This is a genomic window from Klebsiella sp. K5-306 (assembly GCF_051835185.1).
Lineage (GTDB): Bacteria > Pseudomonadota > Gammaproteobacteria > Enterobacterales > Enterobacteriaceae > Klebsiella > Klebsiella oxytoca.
This window is the reverse complement of sequence record NZ_JAIFJY010000021.1, coordinates 1-20,222: the sequence shown is the minus strand read 5'-3', so window position 1 is coordinate 20,222 and position 20,222 is coordinate 1. Positions and strand designations below refer to the sequence as shown.

General features: G+C 55.9%; 14 protein-coding genes. 4 read left to right on the top strand and 10 right to left on the bottom strand.

Annotation, left to right across the window (positions count from 1 at the left end; all coding sequences use genetic code 11):
* Positions 1 to 125: 125 nt before the first annotated feature.
* Complete coding sequence (locus tag K2184_RS24630; RefSeq protein WP_004100830.1) at positions 126 to 1,754, bottom strand: ABC transporter substrate-binding protein; 1,629 nt, start codon at positions 1,752 to 1,754, stop codon at positions 126 to 128.
* A gap of 267 nt (positions 1,755 to 2,021) precedes the next feature.
* Here K2184_RS24630 and yccA point away from each other — a divergent pair, with 267 nt between their 5' ends.
* Complete coding sequence (gene yccA / locus K2184_RS24625; RefSeq protein WP_163525831.1) at positions 2,022 to 2,681, top strand: FtsH protease modulator YccA; 660 nt, start codon at positions 2,022 to 2,024, stop codon at positions 2,679 to 2,681.
* Positions 2,682 to 2,769: 88 nt separating this feature from the next.
* A complete protein-coding gene (gene tusE, locus K2184_RS24620; protein ID WP_004100828.1) occupies positions 2,770 to 3,099 on the top strand; it encodes a sulfurtransferase TusE in 330 nt (109 codons plus the stop codon).
* Here the strand turns inward: tusE and yccX are convergent.
* Genes yccX through K2184_RS24605 form a run of 3 tightly spaced genes read right to left on the bottom strand, consistent with a single transcriptional unit; the run spans position 3,096 to position 4,789 of the window.
* A complete protein-coding gene (yccX, locus tag K2184_RS24615) occupies positions 3,096 to 3,377 on the bottom strand; it encodes an acylphosphatase (RefSeq protein WP_004100825.1) in 282 nt (93 codons plus the stop codon). The two genes, tusE and yccX, sit on opposite strands and share 4 nt — an antisense overlap.
* A gap of 52 nt (positions 3,378 to 3,429) precedes the next feature.
* Positions 3,430 to 4,218 carry a helix-turn-helix transcriptional regulator gene (locus K2184_RS24610; protein ID WP_163525836.1) on the bottom strand — a complete coding sequence of 263 codons (789 nt, stop codon included), beginning with the start codon at positions 4,216 to 4,218 and terminating at the stop codon, positions 3,430 to 3,432.
* Positions 4,219 to 4,234: 16 nt separating this feature from the next.
* Entirely contained in the window at positions 4,235 to 4,789 is a 555-nt protein-coding gene (locus tag K2184_RS24605) for a YbhB/YbcL family Raf kinase inhibitor-like protein (RefSeq protein ID WP_023320671.1), read from the bottom strand.
* A 190-nt stretch (positions 4,790 to 4,979) separates the two neighbouring features.
* On the opposite strand from K2184_RS24605, the gene rlmI reads away from it, so the two are divergent.
* Together rlmI and hspQ are read left to right on the top strand one after the other, a co-directional pair.
* A complete protein-coding gene (rlmI, locus tag K2184_RS24600) occupies positions 4,980 to 6,182 on the top strand; it encodes a 23S rRNA (cytosine(1962)-C(5))-methyltransferase RlmI (protein WP_047720066.1) in 1,203 nt (400 codons plus the stop codon).
* Between the two features lie 59 nt (positions 6,183 to 6,241).
* Positions 6,242 to 6,559, top strand: a complete 318-nt coding sequence (hspQ, locus tag K2184_RS24595) for a heat shock protein HspQ (RefSeq protein ID WP_004100817.1) — start codon at positions 6,242 to 6,244, stop codon at positions 6,557 to 6,559.
* Here the strand turns inward: hspQ and K2184_RS24590 are convergent.
* From K2184_RS24590 to K2184_RS24565, 6 genes are all read right to left on the bottom strand, one after another.
* Positions 6,556 to 7,524, bottom strand: coding sequence for a peptidase (locus K2184_RS24590; protein ID WP_163525832.1), 969 nt, complete (start codon positions 7,522 to 7,524; stop codon positions 6,556 to 6,558). The two genes, hspQ and K2184_RS24590, sit on opposite strands and share 4 nt — an antisense overlap.
* A gap of 42 nt (positions 7,525 to 7,566) precedes the next feature.
* Positions 7,567 to 10,710 (bottom strand): glycosyltransferase, encoded by a 3,144-nt coding sequence (locus K2184_RS24585; RefSeq protein ID WP_163525833.1) that lies wholly within the window; start codon positions 10,708 to 10,710, stop codon positions 7,567 to 7,569.
* Positions 10,711 to 10,934: 224 nt separating this feature from the next.
* Positions 10,935 to 12,140, bottom strand: coding sequence for an HlyD family efflux transporter periplasmic adaptor subunit (locus K2184_RS24580; protein ID WP_004111917.1), 1,206 nt, complete (start codon positions 12,138 to 12,140; stop codon positions 10,935 to 10,937).
* Positions 12,137 to 14,284: a type I secretion system permease/ATPase gene (locus tag K2184_RS24575; protein WP_064345150.1), complete on the bottom strand. Its 2,148-nt coding sequence runs from the start codon at positions 14,282 to 14,284 to the stop codon at positions 12,137 to 12,139. Before K2184_RS24575 ends, K2184_RS24580 begins: the two co-directional genes overlap by 4 nt.
* On the bottom strand, positions 14,281 to 15,717 hold the full coding sequence (locus tag K2184_RS24570; protein ID WP_023320665.1) for a TolC family outer membrane protein: 1,437 nt from the start codon (positions 15,715 to 15,717) through the stop codon (positions 14,281 to 14,283). Before K2184_RS24570 ends, K2184_RS24575 begins: the two co-directional genes overlap by 4 nt.
* Positions 15,718 to 15,887: 170 nt before the next feature.
* The coding region (locus K2184_RS24565; protein ID WP_439237794.1) for a BapA/Bap/LapF family large adhesin at positions 15,888 to 20,222 on the bottom strand (4,335 nt) is incomplete at its 5' end.

Below are 20,222 nucleotides of genomic sequence, written 5' to 3'. Positions count from 1 at the left end.
AACACCTCTGTTGAGGCTGTAAAGCATCAATTTGTTCAATCGGCTTAAAAATAAGCAAAAACGTGTTATTCGTCTGAAACTCAGGCAGTTTGCGCAGAAATTCAGCGCAAACTGCCCGCGCCGACCTAATGTTTTTTGATGTACATATCTTTGGTGTAGTAATACCCCAGTTTATCCGGCGTAAAACCCCCGACCCATGGCTTCACCAGATGGGTACGCACATAGTGATAGACCGGAATAGCCGGGACATCCTGGCCTAGTAAATCCTCCGCCTGCTGGTAGAACTGACCCCGCGCCGCGGTATCAGACGCTTTTGCCGCATTGCGCAACGCCTCATCGTAGGCTGGATTACTGTACTGAGTGGTATTTTCACTATCGCCGGTACGGAAGGTATTGAGAAAAGTCGCGGCATCGTCATAGTCGGCAATCCACGCGTAGCGCACGGCGTCAAAATTATGCGTGTGCATGGTGTCGAGCATGGTCTTCCACTCCTGATTTTGCAGCTTCGCCTCGACGCCAAGATTCTTTTTCCACATTGAGCTGGCGGCGATGGCAATTCGCTGGTGCGATTCCGAAGTGTTATAGAGCAAATTAAATACCAGCGGATGGGTCTCGTTATACCCGGCCTCGCTCAACAGTTTTTTCGCCTCGGCGATACGTTTATCGCGCGACCAGCTGGCATATTCGGGATTGTGCAGCTTCACCCCACCGATATCAGGCTGGCTGACAAGCCAGGCAGGACGCTGCCCCTGCCCCAGTACCTTCTCCGCGATAATCTCTTTATCGAGGGCCATATTCAGCGCCCGCCGTACGCGCGGGTCATTAAACGGCGGCCGGGTCGTATTGAACTGGTAATAGTAGGTCGCCAGCTGCGGCGAAACATTCAGCTGTTCGCCCAGAGTTTTTTTAAGCTGGGCGAACTGGTTAATCGGCACGGTATAGACGATGTCGATCTCCCCCGCTTTGTAGCGGTTGATATCGGCGGCTTCAGAGCTTATCGGCAGATAGGTCACCTTATTGATGACGGTATGCGCGTTATCCCAGTAACGCGGATTGCGCTCTGCGACGATACGCTCGTTCACCACCCACTGCGACAGCTTGTAGGGCCCGCTGGTTACCATATGTTCCGGTTTGGTCCACTTGTCGCCGTAGCGCGAAATGAGGACTTTATCGAGCGGAACCAGAGACGGGTGCGCCAGCATGGCCAAAAACGCCGCATTCGGCTGGGTTAAGGTCACCTCAAAGGTCGCATCATCAACCGCTCTGACGCCCAGCGTCTCGGGCGCTTTTTGACCCCGTGCTATCTCCGCACCGTTGACGATATGCATATTGCCGGGATAACTCGCGTAAGGGGACGCCGTGAGCGGCGACACCAGACGCTGCCAGCTCCAGACGATATCCTGCGCCGTAATCGCCGTCCCATCAGACCAGGTCGCACCTGGACGCAGGTGGAAGGTCCAGACGGTGTTATCTTTATTCTCCCACTTCTCCGCCAGCCGGGGCTGAATGTCGCCTGCTGGCGAAACGCTGACCAGCCCTTCGAAAAGATCGCTAATGATATTGTTTTCAACGTCGCTTTCGACTTTATGCGGATCCAGCGACGACGGCTCGCTGCCGTTATTTCTGACCAGCTCCTGCTTCTCTGCCAGCACCGTTCCCGGCGGCACCTGCGCGGCCAGCGCCGGGAGAGTGATTGAGAACAGACCGACAGCCAGCAGTACCCGCGTGATGTGATTATATTTTTGTGATTTCATATCCCTTGCCTTTGTTACGCTTCGTTTGTACCCTCTCCAGAGTTAGTCGCAGAATGGCTATAACGCAATATTTTTCAGTTAGTTATCAGATTTCGATCTGGCCACAGAAAGCAAATGAATAAAAATTCCACTTATTCGTCTTTTACTGGAATAAAATGCTGAATCCAGCCCGTTTACTTTGAGTAAAGATGGGTAAAAGCATTAGGGCTTCGGCCTCGTTTTTTTTATGCTTCATTATTAATTACATCTGTCATAAGAGAGTGACTCATGGATCGTATAATTACATCGTCGCGTGACCGTTCATCGCTGCTTAGCACGCATAAAGTTCTGCGGAACACCTATTTTTTGCTTAGCCTGACGCTGGCATTTTCCGCCATTACGGCGACGGCCAGCACGGTACTGATGCTGCCTTCGCCGGGTCTGATTCTGACGCTGGTCGGCATGTATGGCCTGATGTTCCTGACCTATAAAACGGCAGATAAACCTACCGGCATTATTTCCGCGTTTGCCTTTACCGGCTTCCTTGGCTATATCCTGGGGCCGATGCTCAATGCCTACCTGTCTGCGGGCATGGGCGATCTGATTGGCCTGGCGCTGGGCGGAACCGCGCTGGTGTTTTTCTGCTGCTCGGCCTACGTGCTGACGACCCGTAAAGATATGTCCTTCCTCGGCGGCATGCTGATGGCGGGCGTGGTTGTGGTGCTTATCGGTATGGTTGCCAATATTTTCCTGCAGCTGCCGGCTCTGCATCTGGCGATCAGCGCGGTGTTTATCCTGATTTCTTCAGGCGCCATCCTGTTTGAGACCAGCAACATCATCCGCGGCGGTGAAACCAACTACATCCGCGCGACCGTAAGCCTGTACGTCTCGCTGTACAACATCTTCGTCAGCCTGCTGAGCATCCTTGGCTTCGCCAGCAGAGACTAATCCTCTCCCCGGCTCAACTCAGGCCCCGCTTATGCGGGGCCTTATTTTTTGCTACACTGCCGCCATTTTCAGCGGTATGTGAAGAATCATGTTTATCTTTGAAGGCAACGAAATAGAGACCGATAGCGAAGGCTATCTGAAGGATACGACCCTGTGGAGCGAGGCGATGGCGACCGTTATTGCTGAACAGGAGGGCATCGCCCTGTCCGTTGAACACTGGGAAGTCGTGCGCTTCGTGCGCGATTTTTATCTGGAATTCAACACCTCACCGGCAATACGCATGCTGGTGAAAGCCATGGCGAACAAGTTCGGCGAAGAGAAAGGCAACAGCCGCTATCTTTACCGCCTGTTTCCGAAAGGCCCGGCTAAGCAGGCGACAAAAATCGCCGGTCTGCCTAAACCGGTAAAGTGTATCTAATACAAAATGGCGAATTTCTGCCACTCTCTGGTGGGTTGATGCGGCTCGGTCAGAACCCTGTCCACCCGCGCGCTGCGCGGCCCACCGGCTTTCAGCCAGGCGATAAGTTTCTCCACCTGCTCCGGCTCTCCGCAGGCAAGCACCTCCACGCCGCCGTCGTCTAGGTTGCGCGCGTATCCCGTTAGCCCAAGCTGTAGCGCCTCGCGCTGGGTAGAATAGCGAAATCCGACGCCCTGAACGGAACCGTATACCCACGCCATCGTGCAAACCGTTGCCATGCTTTCTCTCCTTTCCGGACATTGACTCAATGACAGAGGATAGCAAATTCTTTCAGCGTACATGCTTTGGTAATAACCCATAGTGCTGACGAAAACGGGCGGTAAAGCGCGAGCCTGACAGATAGCCGCTGCTTTGCGCAATGTCGCCAATGGGCCGCGACGTCGACTGTAATTGCCCCAGCGCGTAGGCCATCCGCACCTCTTCCACGATCTGGCGAAAGCTCCGGGACTCCTGCTGCAAACGGCGACGCAGCGTCGATTCGCCAAGAAACAGCATTTTTGCGACTTTCGCCACGCTCCACGCTTCGGCAGGCGACAGCATAATAATCTGCCTGACCTGACCGGTTAAGTCGTCGCGCCGTTCGTTAAGCAGCGGTCCGGCGTATCCGGCCTGATACAACGCCAGCAGCAACCCCATCGCCTGATGATGCTGTAACTCCGCCGAAAGCCCTTCCCGCACCGCCTGCAGAACGCTCTGCCACATAAACGACAGTTCCGGCGCCAGCGGCGCGCAAAGCGAAGTCAAACGACCGACCTGCGGTTCGCTCATATAGCGATGCTTAAAATCAGCCAACAGCTCGGGCGTTAGTGACAGCAGATCGGAGCAAAACAGCCCGTTTTCCGGCTGATTTATGACCTCCAGTTCCACCTCGGCGGGCAAAATGATCAGCTGCTGCGGCGTTGCCAGCATCTCGCTGGCTCCCTGCACAATGACCTTACTGCCGCGGTTTACCAGGCAGATCGCGGGCGAGAACAGCGTGACGCGGTGCAGTTTGCATAGACGGCGGGTGGTAATTTCCGCCGCCGTTAGCGCATTATGGTGAAAATTGATATTCCGCATCATGCCGCCCTTTTTGTTATCTTACGGCCAGCGCCGTTAACTGCGCGCTGGCGATGGCGTGGCTGTGTAACATAAATCCGACTAACGCCCCGCTGGCCGCGCTATCAATGGGCAGCGTCGGGGTATCAAGCGCCCAGACCGTAAAGCGGTAGCGATGAGGTTTATCTCCGGCCGGCGGGCACGCGCCGCCAAAACCCGCATAGCCAAAGTCATTGCGCCCCTGTACCGCCCCGGCAGGCAGTTTAGCGTTATTTTTGTCTCCGGCGCCAGCGGCTAAACTTGTCACCTGTTGGGCAATATTCACCACCGTCCAGTGCCACCAGCCGCTCCCGGTCGGCGCATCCGGGTCATAAGCGGTCACCGCGAAACTACGGGTACCCGCCGGGGCATTTTGCCAGGCGATCTGCGGTGATACATTGCCGCCGGTGCAGCCAAAGCCGCCAAACCAGTGATTCTGCGCCAGAGACCCGCCATCGCGCATATCTACGCTGCTGACGCTAAACGCTGCGGCATTCGCCGTTCCGCTCATAATAACCATTATTGCGACAGCCCATTTCAATCCTGTTTTCATCGTATTTTCCTCCGTCGGTTGAGGAAATACTGTAAGATCGCGGCGAGATTTTTATTGTGCCAAAGCGCCTGCATTTTGTGCCGAAACGCTCACCTGCCGATAGCGGTGGAATGGTGCTTGCCACAGCCACTTGTGCTAATCTACGCGCCGTTTTTTAGTGCCGATATTCCCGTTGCTTAAAGGTAGCTCCATGACAGACTCCATTTTCCCCCGCTTAGTGTTAACCAAAGGACGCGAGAAATCCCTGCTGCGTCGCCATCCGTGGATTTTCTCCGGCGCCGTCGCCCGGATGGAAGGTAAAGCCCGTTCAGGTGAAACCATCGATATTGTGGATTCACAGGGAAAATGGCTGGCCCGCGGCGCCTATTCGCCTTCGTCGCAGATCCGCGCCCGCGTCTGGAGCTTCGATCGCACTGAAGCCATTGATAACGCCTTTTTCGAGCGTCGCCTGCAGCAGGCGCACACCTGGCGCGAGTGGCTGGCGGCCCGCGACGGGCTCGATAGCTACCGCCTGATTGCCGGAGAATCCGACGGCCTGCCGGGCGTTACCATCGATCGTTTTGGCGACTTTTTTGTGCTGCAGCTGCTGAGCGCCGGCGCTGAATATCAGCGCGCGTCAATTGTCAGCGCGCTGCAAACGCTGTTCCCGAACTGCGCCATCTACGATCGTAGCGATGTCGCGGTACGTAAAAAAGAGGGCCTGGAGCTGGCGCAGGGGCCGGTGGTCGGTGAACTGCCGCCTGCCCTGCTGCCGATTACCGAGCACGGTATGCAGCTGCTGGTCGACATTCAGGGCGGCCACAAAACCGGCTATTACCTTGACCAGCGCGACAGCCGCCTGGCGACGCGTCGCTATGTTGCGGATAAACGTGTGCTGAACTGCTTCTCCTATACCGGCGGTTTTGCCATCTCTGCGCTGATGGGCGGCTGCCGTCAGGTTGTCAGCGTCGATACGTCGCAGGAAGCGCTGGACGTCGCCAGACAGAACGTTGAGCTGAATAAGCTGGATTTATCGAAAGCGGAATTCGTCCGTGACGATGTGTTCAAGCTGCTGCGTAAATATCGCGATTCAGGCGAAAAGTTTGATGTCATCGTGATGGACCCGCCAAAGTTTGTCGAAAACAAAAGCCAGCTGATGGGCGCCTGCCGCGGCTATAAAGATATCAATATGCTGGCGATCCAGCTCCTGAACCCCGGCGGCATTCTGTTGACCTTCTCCTGCTCCGGCCTGATGACCACCGATTTATTTCAGAAAATCATCGCCGATGCCGCCCTGGATGCCGGACGTGATGTACAATTTATAGAACAGTTCCGTCAGGCTGCCGATCACCCGGTGATTGCAACCTATCCGGAAGGGCTGTATCTGAAAGGGTTTGCTTGTCGCATTATGTAACTTGAAAATGGAGAATCGGCCCGCATATAGCAGGTAATCATGTAACCCGGGAGGTGCTTATGATAGCCAGCAAATTCGGTATCGGCCAACAAGTTCGCCACACGCTTCTGGGCTACCTGGGCGTAATCGTCGATGTCGATCCAGAATATTCGCTCACGGAGCCGGAAGTAGACGAAATCGCCGCTAACGACGATTTGCGTCTTGCGCCCTGGTATCACGTGGTGATGGAAGATGACGATGGCCAGCCGATTCACACTTATCTTGCAGAAGCGCAGCTGAGCAGCGAGCCCAGCGACGAGCATCCGGAGCAACCGTCTCTGGACGAGCTGGCGAGAACCATACGCCAGCAGCTGCAGGCGCCGCGATTGCGCAACTAATCTAAAACCCGCGCTGCGGGTTTTTTATTACCCTCTCTTTTTGCAGTCGCTGCCAGCGCCTGGCATAACTGGTTATTGAACCGTCCGTCACGCTGCTGTTTTTCACTCCAGCGGGTATTAGCCAGCTTCATCTCACGTGAAATGCCCTCGCTATTAAGCGCAAGCTGTTGAAAAAACGGTGCTAGCATCGCCCCACCCGGTAAAACCTGAATTTTAAACACCGGGCTACCGTCGATGTAGCGATACGCCAGCGCGTGGTCCGGCAATATGGTGGCGGCAAACGACTGCTGCGCGTAGCTGGCCCAAAAGCTTGCCGCGCCGTAGCCGCGCGAGAAATAATTTTCGCAAACGGGCGGGGCGGCTAACGGCAAGATGCTTTGCTCCGCGGGCCTGAATGCATTTTCCATCCAGCGCGCCATGCCTTCCAGATACCATTTCTGTTTAAAAACCGCGTAGCCGTACTGATACAAATGGAACAATTCATGGGCGGGCGTAACGTTGCGCGCCGGCCGCCGGGCCGCATTGAGGACAATTTTTAAACCGCAGGGGAGCGTCGCGCCATCGCTCATGGTCTCCGCCGCCACGCGGTCAAAGGCCAGGCCGTGACCTTTGGGAAGCGTCAGCAGGTAGATATTAATTTGTCGGGCCTGGGTATAAATTTTCTGCTGCAGCGGCGGGCGTAGACCCAGCAGCGAGGTGTAAAGATATTTTGCAGCCTGGAGCTGGCTCGCGATGTCTTTCACGACATCCGGCACGCCATCGCCGGTACTATCCTGCGGATATTGCAGGGCGTCCTTACCCTGCAGGCTGTAATAAATATGAAACTCATCGACAACGTGCGCTTTTTCCAGATGATGATTGTGCAGCAGCGATCCTGGCACGCAGCGGGCAACCTGCACCACGTCACGGGCCAGCAGCGGCGCACAGCCGCCGCAGGCCAGCAGCAGCGCGACGACTCGCCTCATGGCCTCTCCTGCGGCGAGCGCAGGGGAAACGGACACGGACGGTTACCCAACGCTTGCCGCCTGTGGACTCTTGCTGGCCAGGCCGATATCCGCCTTCGCCTGCGCTGCCATCAGCCGCTCGCTGGCCTGCAGCCACGCCGCCCAGTGTTCGGCGATGGCGCTGGCATAATAGCGTTGAGCGTTGCGCAGCGCGGCCTGCCGCATACTTTGCTGTAGCGTTTTGTCCGCGATAACCTTGATCAACGCCGCCGCCAGAGCTTCTTCATCGCCGCAGGGAACCAGCATCCCCGCTTGCCTGTCCTGCAGGATGTCGCGCGGACCGTATTTGATAGCAAAGCTAATCAGCGGGGTACCGTAGGCCATCGCCTCCACGGCGGAAATAGACTGCCCTTCCTGAGTCGAACAAAGCACGGTACAGCAGGCCGTTTTATGCGCCTGGGCGATGTCGGACGTGAAGCCATTGATATGGATCGCCTGCGCCAGCCCCCACTCCGCCACCTGCGCGCTCAGGCTGCGCCGCAGCGGCCCTACGCCATAAGTGTGCAGCTGCGCATCGGGGATAACCGCCAGCACTTTACGAAAGGCGCTCAGCAGTAAGGCGTGCTGCTTCTCCTCCGAGTAACGCGCGAGGTAGATAACCGTTTGTGACGGCACTTTCTGCGGGTTCGCCGGAATATTGCCGTTATCGAGATGGTTGGGGATCACCGCCATCTGCGTAGCCGGGAATCCCTCCTGCTGCAAATCCTGCCACTGCTCATCGGTGAGGATAATCAACTGGTCGACGAGATCCGGCTGCTCCAGGAGGTGTCGATATGAGCTTTTCAGCGCGCCGTTAGAGAGCTGATGATGGGAGTGAATAATGGCGCTTAATGAGCAGGCCATACGCTGAGCTGGCCGTGAACAGACGAAGTTTTTCCACGTTTTATTTTTATCCACGATAAAGTGCCAACGCCCTTTCCCCGCCAGCATGGTTTCCAGCATCCACGAAAAAAAGTCCTCCTCCAGAGTAAAGCGTTTGACGTCGCCCCCGGCGAGGGCAATTTCCAGAGCGCTGAGCCGCAGGTTGCCTTTCTTCTCATCAAAGCTTTTACGCAGCAGAATATTGCCGGCGCTATCGATATAATCTTCGATAATTTTCCCCTGCGGGCGTAGCAGGAAGTTCTGTTTTCCCACCGGCAGGTCCGCGTCGGGATTGACGACATGCCTGAGTTCAATACTCCCCACCAGCGGCTCCAGCGTCGCAATCGCGTTCATCTCCAGGCAGTCGCTTAACCACTGGTAAAGGTTATAAACCGGTACCTCTTTGGGCAGCGCCCCCCGCGCCTTCAGCGCCTTGACCACCGTGGGTAATTCGGGATTCCACGCCGCGGTAATCAGCCAGGGTACGGCGCGCAGATGTTCGGTGAACAGCTTCGCCCGACGCATGGCGGCCACCTCGATACCGTTACCGACATCGCGTAGCGTCTCCAGCAGAAAAACGGGCGTCGCATCAATCGACGACGGCGCGTTGTCCTGCTGGAGCGACGGCTTTTTTGCCGCTAAGTGGTATTTCTGATAGGCGATAAAGCCGGAGAGATAGTGTTCGACGTCATCGATACGTACGCGGTAGCTGTGGTGGCGTATAAAGAAGCTGTTAACGATCCGCGCGGGATTTTTAAAGAACATCGCCAGCTCGGGCCAGAAGAAGCCGTTCAGCAAATAGCGGGCGCGGGTTTCCAGCGCCTGCCAGAATTTTTGCTGGTCAAAATCATCCAGCAGGTGGCGGTGCTCGGGCGAGGCGCCCAGCCGGGTGACCATTTCCGACGCCGCCATCATTAGCTCCAGCAGCGTGGGATAGGTCGTCACACGATGCAGTACGAAATCAAGATGATCGCGCACATTATTGAGACCAAAACGAAAGTACTTCTCCTCCGGGCGGAAGCGGGTTAATTCATTTACGCAGTAGCTCAGCCAGTGGTCGTGATGCTGCCAGTGTTTGTTTTGAATGAAATAGGCGAAGGCTTTTTCCACCACGTCCAGCCACAACGGCTCTTTGGTCAGGCCGTACAGGCGCATCAAGGCAAACGCCGCTTCGCCATCGTAGTAGATAATGCGGAATTTGGCCTTCAACGACAGATCGTGGCTATTTAATACATGAACAAATTGGCCGCTTTGCGGATCCTGCATCCAGGCAATACCGGTCGCCAGCTGCGCCATCAGCGGCAGATACTGCCGGTCTCCGGTCGTTTCGGTATATTTTACCAGCGCCAGGATGCTGACGGCATTACCGCCAAGCTTGATCTCCTCGCCAACGTCGCAGAGGAACGCTGCCTCGCGCCCATCATCCAACGTCCGCACCTCAATCAGCGTGCTTACCAGATACGCAATCGCCCGGTCTATGGCCTGGCGAACCGACGGCTGGCGCGTCGCTTCCCAGCCTTCGATCAGCGAATAGGTCGAGCTGGCGTGGCGCAGCGCGTTATAGGAACGGACCGGGCGATCGAAACAGGGGAACCAGCCATAATGATACAGCCCGTCTTTCCTGACCTGACGGGCCAGATAATCGCTGCCTTTTTTAATCACCTCAGCCAGGCACGCTTCCTGCCAGTTTTCCCCAATGGCGCGATAGCCGGAGCCCCTCCCGGCATGTTCAATGACTTTTACGCCAAAGCGATCGCAGAAGACCGCCTGGGTTTTAAAACGCCACAGAGGCTGCTGCGGATCCTCCGGCCAGCGAAGCGTCTGCTTAAACCGCCGCTGGCCGTAGTTTTGCAAATTAACGCTATTCGGCGCGACGACGCCATTGTCGCCGTCGTAGAGCAGCGCGTTGCCGGCGATTTCCTGCTCTAGCATCGCACAGCTAAACTGCGGGTCAAACGCGAGTCCAAAGCGAAAATAGTTGCGCTTGGTGACCCTGAATTTCTCATTGAGGGAGTGCCAGCTGAGCTTTTCCACGCTGTCCACAACGTCGATACGCAGCCACTGCGGTTCATTGGCCTGCTTTTTACGCCACTCCTGCAGCGCTCTGGCCCCCGCCAGCCAGGCGAGATCGAAGCTGGTTCCGCTGGCGATATGCATATGCGCCCGCTCTTTGCCATCGCTGACGCTAAAGAAGATCACCCATGCCGGATAGTCAGAGGGCAACACGGTGGATTTCAATTTTTTGGCCTGAAAGCAAGCTTGTTGCAGTAAGTCACTTAGCGCCATCTTTCCCTCTCCATTTATTCAACAATGCGTTGGATGTTTAAAAATTATTATCAGAGACTGCAAACAAACTCGTTTTAGAGATTGCGCCACATTATTGTCGGGTGGCGTATGACGCCTTATCCGACCTGTCATTCCCGTATACCGCGCCGGGGTATCAGCCCCGGCACATCTCCCGGACCGCAAACGGCGGAGCACCCGTAGCCGACAAGATGTTCGCACTTTGATTAGCGCTCCCGTAATGCTTCTTTGGCCCGATTAAATGGTTTTACCAGATAATCCATAACCGTTTTTTCACCAGTCTTAATATCAACGGTAGCGATCATCCCCGGGCCAATTAAAAAGCGCTTGCCGCTCTTATTCTCCAGGTAATCATTATCAGTACGGATAAATACCCGGTAGTAGTAAATATCGGGTTTAGCTTCATCCTGAGTGGTATCCGGCGATATGGTTTCCACCACGCCGTTAAGTGCGCCATAGATGGCATAATCATAGGCGGTGATTTTGACCAGCGCCTGCTGGTCGGGATGGATAAAAGCAATATCGCGAGGGGAGATCCGCGCTTCGATTAATAAACGGCCGTCTACAGGCACGATTTCCATCAATTCGCCATTGGGCGCAATAACCCCACCAATAGTATTGACCTTAATATTTTTAACAATTCCCTGTACCGGCGAGCGGACGGTTAAACGCGTCACCGAATCGGCGCGCCCTTTAATCACTTCCGCCAGGCTGGCCACATCGGCATTGGCTTTTGACAGCTGTTCACGCGCGTCAACAAAATAACGCGTATTGAGATCGATTTTTTTAAAACTAATATCCGCGACCTGCTGACGAAGACGCAGCACTTCGACGTTGCTCGCCGCCCCGGTTTTCGCCAGTTTTTCAGTAATGGCCAGTTCGCTATTGACCAGCTTTAACGACTCATCCAGCTGACGCGTCGATTTGCTCAGTTGCTCCTTGCGGCTATGGTAAAGGCGGGTCTCCTCCGCCAACAGCGCGGGCCAGGCTTTCAGGGTGTCGGGAAACACCAGCGGCTGATTGTTGACCTCAGCAGTTAAGCGAATGCTCGCCGCCAGAGAGGCGCGATACTTCGCCTGGCTTTCCCCCACGTTAGATTCGCTGCGGGTGGGGTCGAGGCGCGCCACGACCTGTCCGGCTTGCACTTTGCTGCCCTCCTGCACGTTCAGCTCGGTTAAGATGCCGCCATCGAGGGTCTGAATCACCTGCTCCCGGGAGCTGGGGATCACTTTTCCGGTGCCCGTAGAGACTTCATCCAGCACGGCGAACCAGGCCCAGACAGCGCCCACCAGCAGCATACCGGCCAGCAGCAGTATCAGCCGCCGCGATTTTACGATCTTCGCTTCGTCTTGTTCGTTATCCGGCAGCAGCGCCACCGGGTCATGATCCGCCATCAGGGGAAGCTTATTCATATATTCACCACCTGGCCGCGGGCTTTCTCTTGTTCAAAGACGGTGGCTTTAGGTTTATCCAGCGCCAGCTGTCCATCCTGGATGACCAGAATCCGGTCAACGATATTGAGCACCGCCGCTTTATGCGTGGCGATAATCATCGTTCGCTCGCCGGCCCACAGCGCCAGCTGTTCCACAAAGGCCTTTTCCGTTCGCTCGTCGAAATAAGAGGTCGGTTCATCAAGCAGGACGATGTTCGGATCGCGCAGCAGGGTTCTGGCCAGCAGCAGCGACTGGCGCTGGCCGCCTGAAAGCCCCACCCCGCCTTCCATGACAATATGTTCGAGGCCGAGGGGCAGTTTGCGTACAAACTCCAGAGCGCCGCACAGGGTAAGCACCGAGAAGATTTCATCATCCGTCGCCGCTGGCCGCCCAAGGATTAAATTCTCGCGCAGGGTGCCGTGAAACAGCCGCGCCTCCTGGGTGAGCAAAGTGGCGTTGCGGCGAATATCCGCAAGGTCGATCTGCGGCAGGCTTAAATCATCCAGCCGCAGTTCGCCGGCGACCAGCTCGACGTTGCCCATCATCGCCTGCAATAGGGTCGATTTACCGGCGCCGATTCGCCCAAGGATGGCGATTCTCTCACCGGCTTTAATCGATAGCTGGTTAATTCGCAGCGGAATCGCGGCGTCGTTAAGGCCGTAGCGGAATTCCGCCTGGCGGAACTCATAGTTACCGTGCAGCACGGCGCGGTGAACCCGGGGTTCGTCCTGGCCGCCTTCGACCGGTAGCGCCATCAGATTATCGAGGCTGGCCTTCGCCGTTTTCACCTGCTGCCAGCGAGCAAGCACGCCGCACAGCGCGGTCATCGGCGCGACCATGCGGGTTGAAAGCATCGATGCCGCCACCATGGCTCCGGTGGTGATGTCGCCATTAATCACCAGCGGCGCGCCGACCACCACTACCGTGGCGTACAGCAGGTTTTGTACCGACATTCCCCAGCTGACCAGGCCGTGAGTGAGCCTGCGCGTTCTGACCCCCGACTCGGCGGTAATCGCAATATAGCTATTCCACTGATGCAAAAAGCGGCTTTCCGCCTGCATCATTTTGATGTCCTGCAAACCCTGAATACTTTCCACCAGAATGGCGTTTCGTAAGGTATTTTCGTGCTGATTTTTGTTGGCCAGCGCCGCGAGCTTGCGCTGCAATAGCAGGCCAGGCAGGATCATCAGAACCGTCGCCACCGGCGCTATCCAGCTTAGCCACGGCGAGACGATAAACAGCACCACCTGGAACAGCAAAAAGAACGGTAAATCCGCCACGATGGTCATCATGGTTGAGGTCATCATTTCGCGCACCTGCTCCAGCTCGCGGATTTGCGAAATAAAGCTCCCCGTTGAGCGCGGCACTGCGCTGTTTTTCAGGCGCAGCGCGTGGCCGAAAACCCGGTCCGAGACGCGAATATCCCCACGTTTGCCGAGCAGATCCGTGACGTGTCCGCGCATAATTTTCAGCGCAAAAGCAAATACCGCCGCCAGCAATACGCCGCTGAACAGGACATAAAGAGTGGGATAAGACTGGGCCGGGATCACCCGATCGTATACCTGCATCGAAAACAGAATCCCGCTCAGCGCCAGAACGTTAATGGCGAACGAAGCCAGCATGACGTGCATATAGGGGCGAAGATCTTTCAGCACAATTTTACGCAGCCAGTCCGGCTGAAAGCGGGTCAGATAGCTTTCTGTGCGAATATCCCTTTCCGGAGACGACGGGCGAAAAGCAACGGTGTTGTCAATTTCCGGCAATAGGGTTTCCAGCGGGCAGTAGCTGAGCAGCGACAGCTCCTTCACGAACCGCACCCCGACGGCATTATTGACGTCAAAGCTTTCAACTATCGCCACCTGGCCATCGCGCAGCTGGATAACGAGCGGTAGCCGCCAGGCCGACATTTTCTGATCGGTGGCGGATAAAAACTGACAGTTTAATCCGGCGTGGCGCGCCAGGTGCCGGAGCGCTTCGGGCAGGGTTTTCTGCGTCGCCCATTCGGCAGCCGCATGTAGCGTTCCGGGAGAAAAACTTTGTCGATAGTGGTTGGCAATAAAGGCAATCGCATTCGACCAATCGGACAAGTGCGGTATTCCGGCACGTTCATCTTGTGGGGTCATGGGCGGATCTCCACGCCCTGGATATTTTGATTTTCCAGCGCGAACACCGTGCGCATCTTGCCGGTGCTGAACAGGCAGTCCAGCTCCAGCGAGCGCAGTTGTGATTCCGTCAGGACCTGGCTAAATCTGGCCTGGTAAATTTCCTGATCGACGTTGAGCAGATCCAGCAGCGGCCGTGAACCGAGCTGGAGATACTGATCCTGGTACAGCGCCCGGGTTTGCTCGCCCAGTTGCTGCTGTCGTTTCTGAATCCCCAGCGACTGGGCAAGATTGACCGCTTCATCGCGAGAGGCGTTCAGCTTCTGGCTGGCGTCCAGCTGGGCGGTTTTGATCGCCGCATTCGCCGCCGCCAGACTTTGTTGGGCGGCGTCGCGGGAGGCGGTCATCGCCCCGCCCTGGTAGATAGGCATTTGCACTTTTACCCAAGCGGAATATTGCGTTTTATTCAGCACCGCGCTGTTGGCGTAGTTATCGTTAAGATAATGGGTCACCTCCGGTTCGAGGGAAATCGTCGGCAGCATTTGCGCGTTGGCGTTATCCAGCTGCGCCTGCGCCTGACCGGCCTGGGCCAGCGCCGCCAGTACCGCTGGAACGGAACGGTAATCGATTTTGGATACCGCGCAGGCGGCATCCATTCCCTGCGGGACATCATCCGTTACCGTCGCGATTCCGCCGATGCCGATATAGGTCGCGAGCGTGGCTTTCCAGCGTTCAAGGGCCGCCTGATATTGCAGGAGCGTGGATTGCGCGCCTTCCACGCGGGTATCGGTCTGCACAACGTCCGATAATGAAGATGCCCCCGCATCGTTGCGCTGGCGAATAAGATCGCCGATCTGCTGTAGCGAGTTAACCTGCGCTTTGGCGATTTCAACCAGCTTTTGATAGCCCTGCACCTGGACTACCGCCGCGGCGGTATCGTGAGCGACCTGATCGATATTCAGCATCACGGTGGCCTGCTGCTGAGCCACGCCGGAGTCTGCTGCTCTCACCGAACTGGACACTTTGCCGAAGTCGTAAAGCATTTGCGACACTGAGACGACCAGCGATGGCGTATATCCGGCATCAGAATAAGTGTTTGTATAACCATTATTCATACCCGCACTTATTTGCGGGTAATATTTTGCTTTGGCCACATCAACTTTTTGCGCCATCTCCTGAAGCTTACTGACCTCCTGCGTAATAGAGGGATGCCAGTTCACCGCGTTTTTTACCGCCTTTTTAATATCCAGCGGACTGGATATTCGGGTTTGACTGTTAATAATCTCGTCGTTATACCCGGCGACCTGCTGATTATCGGTTAAACGCTGGCTGCTAATATCATTCGGTAGCAAATATGAATTTTCCGCATGAGCTGAAAGCGACGGATTTAACGTGATTAATAGAGCTGTATAGCCACAGGTTATGACATTCCTTTTTTGTATAAATAGACGCATCAAATTTACCCTTCAGAAAACACGCACTGAAAAAACGGATATAATAATTTCCGCATCATTATTTTTATTAAATGATAGTCGGCGATCTCCCGCTTCACTGACCTGATTGATTCCTCCGCGATAAAATAGTCTGGACGGCGCTTCCCTGTGCCGTCATCGATTTAAGCTAGTTAATTGGAGTTATTGGTATCAAGCAGCTCGTTGAGCGAATTGATATGCACCCCTTCCAGCGTGATTAAGGTTGTCGATTGATGGCCGCCTGCGCCACCGTCGCGGTCGATAGATACCACCGTATTACTGCCCACGTAGCTCAAGGTGACATAATTGCCCAGGCTACTGCTGTTACCATCCCAGCCGACCAGCAGCGCCGATACGTCGATATGATCCCCTTGCGCAACCGAGAAGTCCTTCCAGGTATCGCTTCCGTTGCCGCCGGTATTATCATCGGCCAGCAGGTTGTAGATTACCGTGTCGGCCCCGATGCCCAGGGTGAAGGTATCGTCGTAAGCGGTACTGTGGATGTCGTCGCCGTTTACGCTGCCGGTAATCTGCGGATGCAGATCGATAGTCAGCGTCGCCGCGGAAGAAGCGCCATTGCTGTCGTTCACCGAGTAGGCAAAGACTTCCTTATGCGTGATGGTCGACACATCCATTCCTGCCTTCAGACTGTAGGTGTAAGAACCATTATTCGCCATCGTCAGGGTGCCATAGTCACCGTAAATTGTGACGCTGGTTGCGCTTACGTTACTCCCGTTGCTGGTCGTGATACTGCCATTGCTGTGGAAAGTCCAGGTTTCCGCAGCGCCGCTGGAAGTGTGTCCGGAGACGCTGTAAGACGAGTACAGTACGCCATGGAAATCTTCCGTACCGCCTGAGTTATTTCCGTTCTGTATATTTCCACTGACGTTGGTTCCCGCTACCGTGTAGTGCGTCGCGGTGTCAATGGTCGTCCCGGTTATCGAAGCCCCGACGGTATAATTCGGTGCCGGCGTTAAGAAAGTATCAAGAGTGGCGGTCGCCTTAGACACCAGAACCATCTCGTAGTTACCTTCGCTCAATGCCACATTCATCAGCGTTAACGTATCCGCAGCATTTGTTGTGGTGCCGATAACGGTGGTCAAGCTCTCTGTCGGCGTGCCCTGCCATACCAGAACCTTACTGCCATCGCTGAGCACGTGATAAATGCTGACCGTGCTGTCTATTTTGACGGTATTGACCACCGAGCCACTCGCGGTGTAGTTCACTTTCACCGAGAGCGTATCCATTTCGCGATCGGCCCCAACGCTGAAGTTGATGGTCCTGGTTGCTGATACGCCTCCCGTGGTTGATTTACCGCTTGTATTCAGCCCCGCAGTGTCAATCGCCGGAACATTCACCGTTGCCAGCGCCGTTGCTACGTTCAGCGTGACCTGGTCATTGACCGCCAGCGAAGCCGGGCTATCGATATCGATCGTCAGCGTGGTGCTCGCCGTGTGGCCGAGGCTGTCAGTAATGGTGTAAGTAAAGACTTCCGATTGACCGACGCTATTCACTCCGCCATAAGGCTGATAGGTATAGCTACCGTCGCTGTGGATGGTCAACGATCCCCATGCGCCCTCTATCGTCGTTCCGCTGCCGCTGACCTCCTTAGGTTCAGCGCCGTTAACCGAGGTGGCGGTGACGCTGGTCACCTTAATATTGACCCCTGTATCCGCTACGTCGCCTGCACCATCGCTTTGCAGCACGTTGCCCGTCAGGCTGTCGGTGTGATAGCCCTCAGAATCGGTGACCGAGACGTTGACAAAGGTCCCTAGGTTCAGGTCCAGCAGGGCCCCCAGCAGGCCTCCGGTATTCGGTGATGAGACCACCGCCGTATACGATCCTGAAGGTAACATCGAGGACCAGCCGCCTCCGCTATAGCCGAGGCTGAGCCCGATGCCGTTAACGTTAATGTTGACGGCGTTTGTCAGGACCTGCACGACTTCTCCGGTAGCCTTATCGATGATAGAGAGATCCGCCGTGAAGGACGATGCGCCGCCCAACAGGCTCAGCAGCGTCGTCAGTGCCGCGCCCAGACTCAGTCCGGTGCTCCCTGAGACCGTCAGCAGCACTTTTTCGTTCGCGCCGGCGGCCACATCAAAGTCAAAGCTATTACCGTTAAGTAACCCAACATTGACGTTACCGAGTAACGAGACGCCGACGAGCTGCCCGACGGTACCGCTTTCTCCGTTGAGAGTATCGAACGTCGCGGTCAGATCCGTTTCCTGAGCATCCGGATTGGCCTGCGCCGGTTCGATATTGCCGCCGATATTAATCGTCAGGTTCGTCGTCGATGTATTACCCGCTTCATCGGTAATGGTATAGCTAAAGACATCCGATTTACCGATAGCGGCCCCGCCTTTGGTCAACTGGTAACTATAGCTGCCATCAGAGTGAATCGTCAGCACCCCATAAGCTCCGGTGATATCGACGCCAGCGCTGGTCACATTGACCGGGGTCGATCCGTCGACGGAATCCGATACCGCACTGGTGACCGAGATGCCCTGACCGCTATCCTGCATATCGCCGCTGGCGGTTGTATCCAGCACGTTACCTTCAATGGCGCCGACGCTGTAGCCAACCGAATCCGTTACATCCACGTTGACGAAGCTTGCCACCTGGGCCGCTGCCAGCGCGTTGATTAACGATACCAGGGTGCCGTTACTTTCCGGCGCAGAGATAACCATGGTGTAGTCGCCGGCCGGCAGATTGGCGAAGGAGACCGTGCCGTTATAGGAGAGCCCGCCAAGCAGGCTCGCCGAGATAGAGACGCTGTTTTCCGCTATCGCCACAACTTCACCGGTGACCGTATTCACCACCGACAGATCGGCCTTCAGGGTATTTCCTGCCCCCAGCAGATTGACGATAGTGGTCAGCAATCCGCTCGCCGTCAGCAGCGAGTTGCCGTTCACCGATACCGTCATATCCTCCACGGTGCCGGATCCCACGCTAAAGCGCAGATTATTGCCCGCCAGCAGCGAGACATCGACGGTGCTGAGCAAGGTCAGGCCAACCAGTTGACCGCTGGTACCGCTGACGTTGTTCAGGTTACCTTCCAGCGCGACAACGTCCGGGCTGTTGCTATCGGGGTTGGCCTCAATATCGCTGTCAGAGTCGGAATCGCTGTCGGAATCCGAGTCGCTGTCAGAGTCCGAATCGCTGTCCGAATCCGAATCGCTGTCAGAGTCCGAGTCGCTGTCAGAGTCCGAGTCGCTGTCGCTATCCGAGTCACTGTCGGAGTCGCTGTCCGAATCCGAATCGCTGTCAGAGTCCGAGTCGCTGTCGGAGTCCGAATCACTGTCCGAATCCGAGTCGCTGTCAGAGTCGGAATCGCTGTCAGAGTCCGAATCACTGTCAGAGTCGGAATCGCTGTCAGAGTCCGAATCACTGTCAGAGTCCGAATCGCTGTCCGAATCCGAATCGCTGTCGGAATCCGAGTCACTGTCAGAGTCAGAATCGCTGTCGGAATCCGAATCACTGTCCGAATCCGAATCACTGTCCGAATCCGAATCACTGTCCGAATCCGAATCGCTGTCGGAATCCGAATCGCTGTCAGAGTCCGAGTCGCTGTCGGAGTCCGAATCACTGTCCGAATCCGAATCGCTGTCCGAATCCGAGTCGCTGTCGGAATCCGAATCACTGTCAGAGTCAGAATCACTGTCAGAGTCCGAATCGCTGTCAGAGTCCGAATCGCTGTCCGAATCCGAATCGCTGTCCGAATCCGAATCGCTGTCGGAGTCGGAGTCGCTGTCAGAGTCCGAGTCGCTGTCCGAATCCGAGTCGCTGTCCGAATCCGAATCGCTGTCGGAGTCAGAATCGCTGTCAGAGTCCGAGTCGCTGTCGCTATCCGAGTCACTGTCGGAATCGGAGTCGCTGTCAGAGTCCGAGTCGCTGTCGCTATCCGAGTCACTGTCGGAATCGGAGTCGCTGTCAGAATCCGAGTCACTGTCGGAATCGGAGTCGCTGTCGGAGTCCGAATCACTGTCAGAATCCGAATCACTGTCAGAGTCCGAGTCGCTGTCGGAATCCGAGTCACTGTCAGAGTCCGAGTCGCTGTCAGAGTCCGAGTCGCTGTCGCTATCCGAGTCACTGTCAGAGTCCGAGTCGCTGTCGGAGTCGGAATCGCTGTCCGAATCCGAATCGCTGTCGGAATCGGAGTCGCTGTCAGAATCGGAGTCCGAGTCGCTGTCGGAGTCGGAGTCGGAGTCAGAGTCAGAATCGCTGTCGCTATCCGAATCGCTGTCAGAGTCAGAATCGCTGTCGGAATCCGAATCGCTGTCAGAGTCCGAGTCCGAGTCGCTGTCAGAATCCGAGTCACTGTCGGAGTCGGAGTCACTGTCGGAATCCGAATCGCTGTCAGAGTCCGAGTCGCTGTCAGAGTCCGAGTCGCTGTCAGAATCCGAGTCACTGTCGGAGTCGGAATCGCTGTCGGAGTCCGAGTCACTGTCGGAGTCGGAGTCGCTGTCAGAGTCCGAGTCGCTGTCCGA

What these genes read in the sequence shown, in the direction of transcription:
- K2184_RS24630 (WP_004100830.1), bottom strand. Translation starts at nt 1,754, where the DNA reads ATGAAATCACAAAAATATAATCACATCACGCGGGTACTGCTGGCTGTC.
- yccA (WP_163525831.1), top strand. Translation starts at nt 2,022, where the DNA reads ATGGATCGTATAATTACATCGTCGCGTGACCGTTCATCGCTGCTTAGC.
- tusE (WP_004100828.1), top strand. Translation starts at nt 2,770, where the DNA reads ATGTTTATCTTTGAAGGCAACGAAATAGAGACCGATAGCGAAGGCTAT.
- yccX (WP_004100825.1), bottom strand. Translation starts at nt 3,377, where the DNA reads ATGGCAACGGTTTGCACGATGGCGTGGGTATACGGTTCCGTTCAGGGC.
- K2184_RS24610 (WP_163525836.1), bottom strand. Translation starts at nt 4,218, where the DNA reads ATGCGGAATATCAATTTTCACCATAATGCGCTAACGGCGGCGGAAATT.
- K2184_RS24605 (WP_023320671.1), bottom strand. Translation starts at nt 4,789, where the DNA reads ATGAAAACAGGATTGAAATGGGCTGTCGCAATAATGGTTATTATGAGC.
- rlmI (WP_047720066.1), top strand. Translation starts at nt 4,980, where the DNA reads ATGACAGACTCCATTTTCCCCCGCTTAGTGTTAACCAAAGGACGCGAG.
- hspQ (WP_004100817.1), top strand. Translation starts at nt 6,242, where the DNA reads ATGATAGCCAGCAAATTCGGTATCGGCCAACAAGTTCGCCACACGCTT.
- K2184_RS24590 (WP_163525832.1), bottom strand. Translation starts at nt 7,524, where the DNA reads ATGAGGCGAGTCGTCGCGCTGCTGCTGGCCTGCGGCGGCTGTGCGCCG.
- K2184_RS24585 (WP_163525833.1), bottom strand. Translation starts at nt 10,710, where the DNA reads ATGGCGCTAAGTGACTTACTGCAACAAGCTTGCTTTCAGGCCAAAAAA.
- K2184_RS24580 (WP_004111917.1), bottom strand. Translation starts at nt 12,140, where the DNA reads ATGAATAAGCTTCCCCTGATGGCGGATCATGACCCGGTGGCGCTGCTG.
- K2184_RS24575 (WP_064345150.1), bottom strand. Translation starts at nt 14,284, where the DNA reads ATGACCCCACAAGATGAACGTGCCGGAATACCGCACTTGTCCGATTGG.
- K2184_RS24570 (WP_023320665.1), bottom strand. Translation starts at nt 15,717, where the DNA reads ATGCGTCTATTTATACAAAAAAGGAATGTCATAACCTGTGGCTATACA.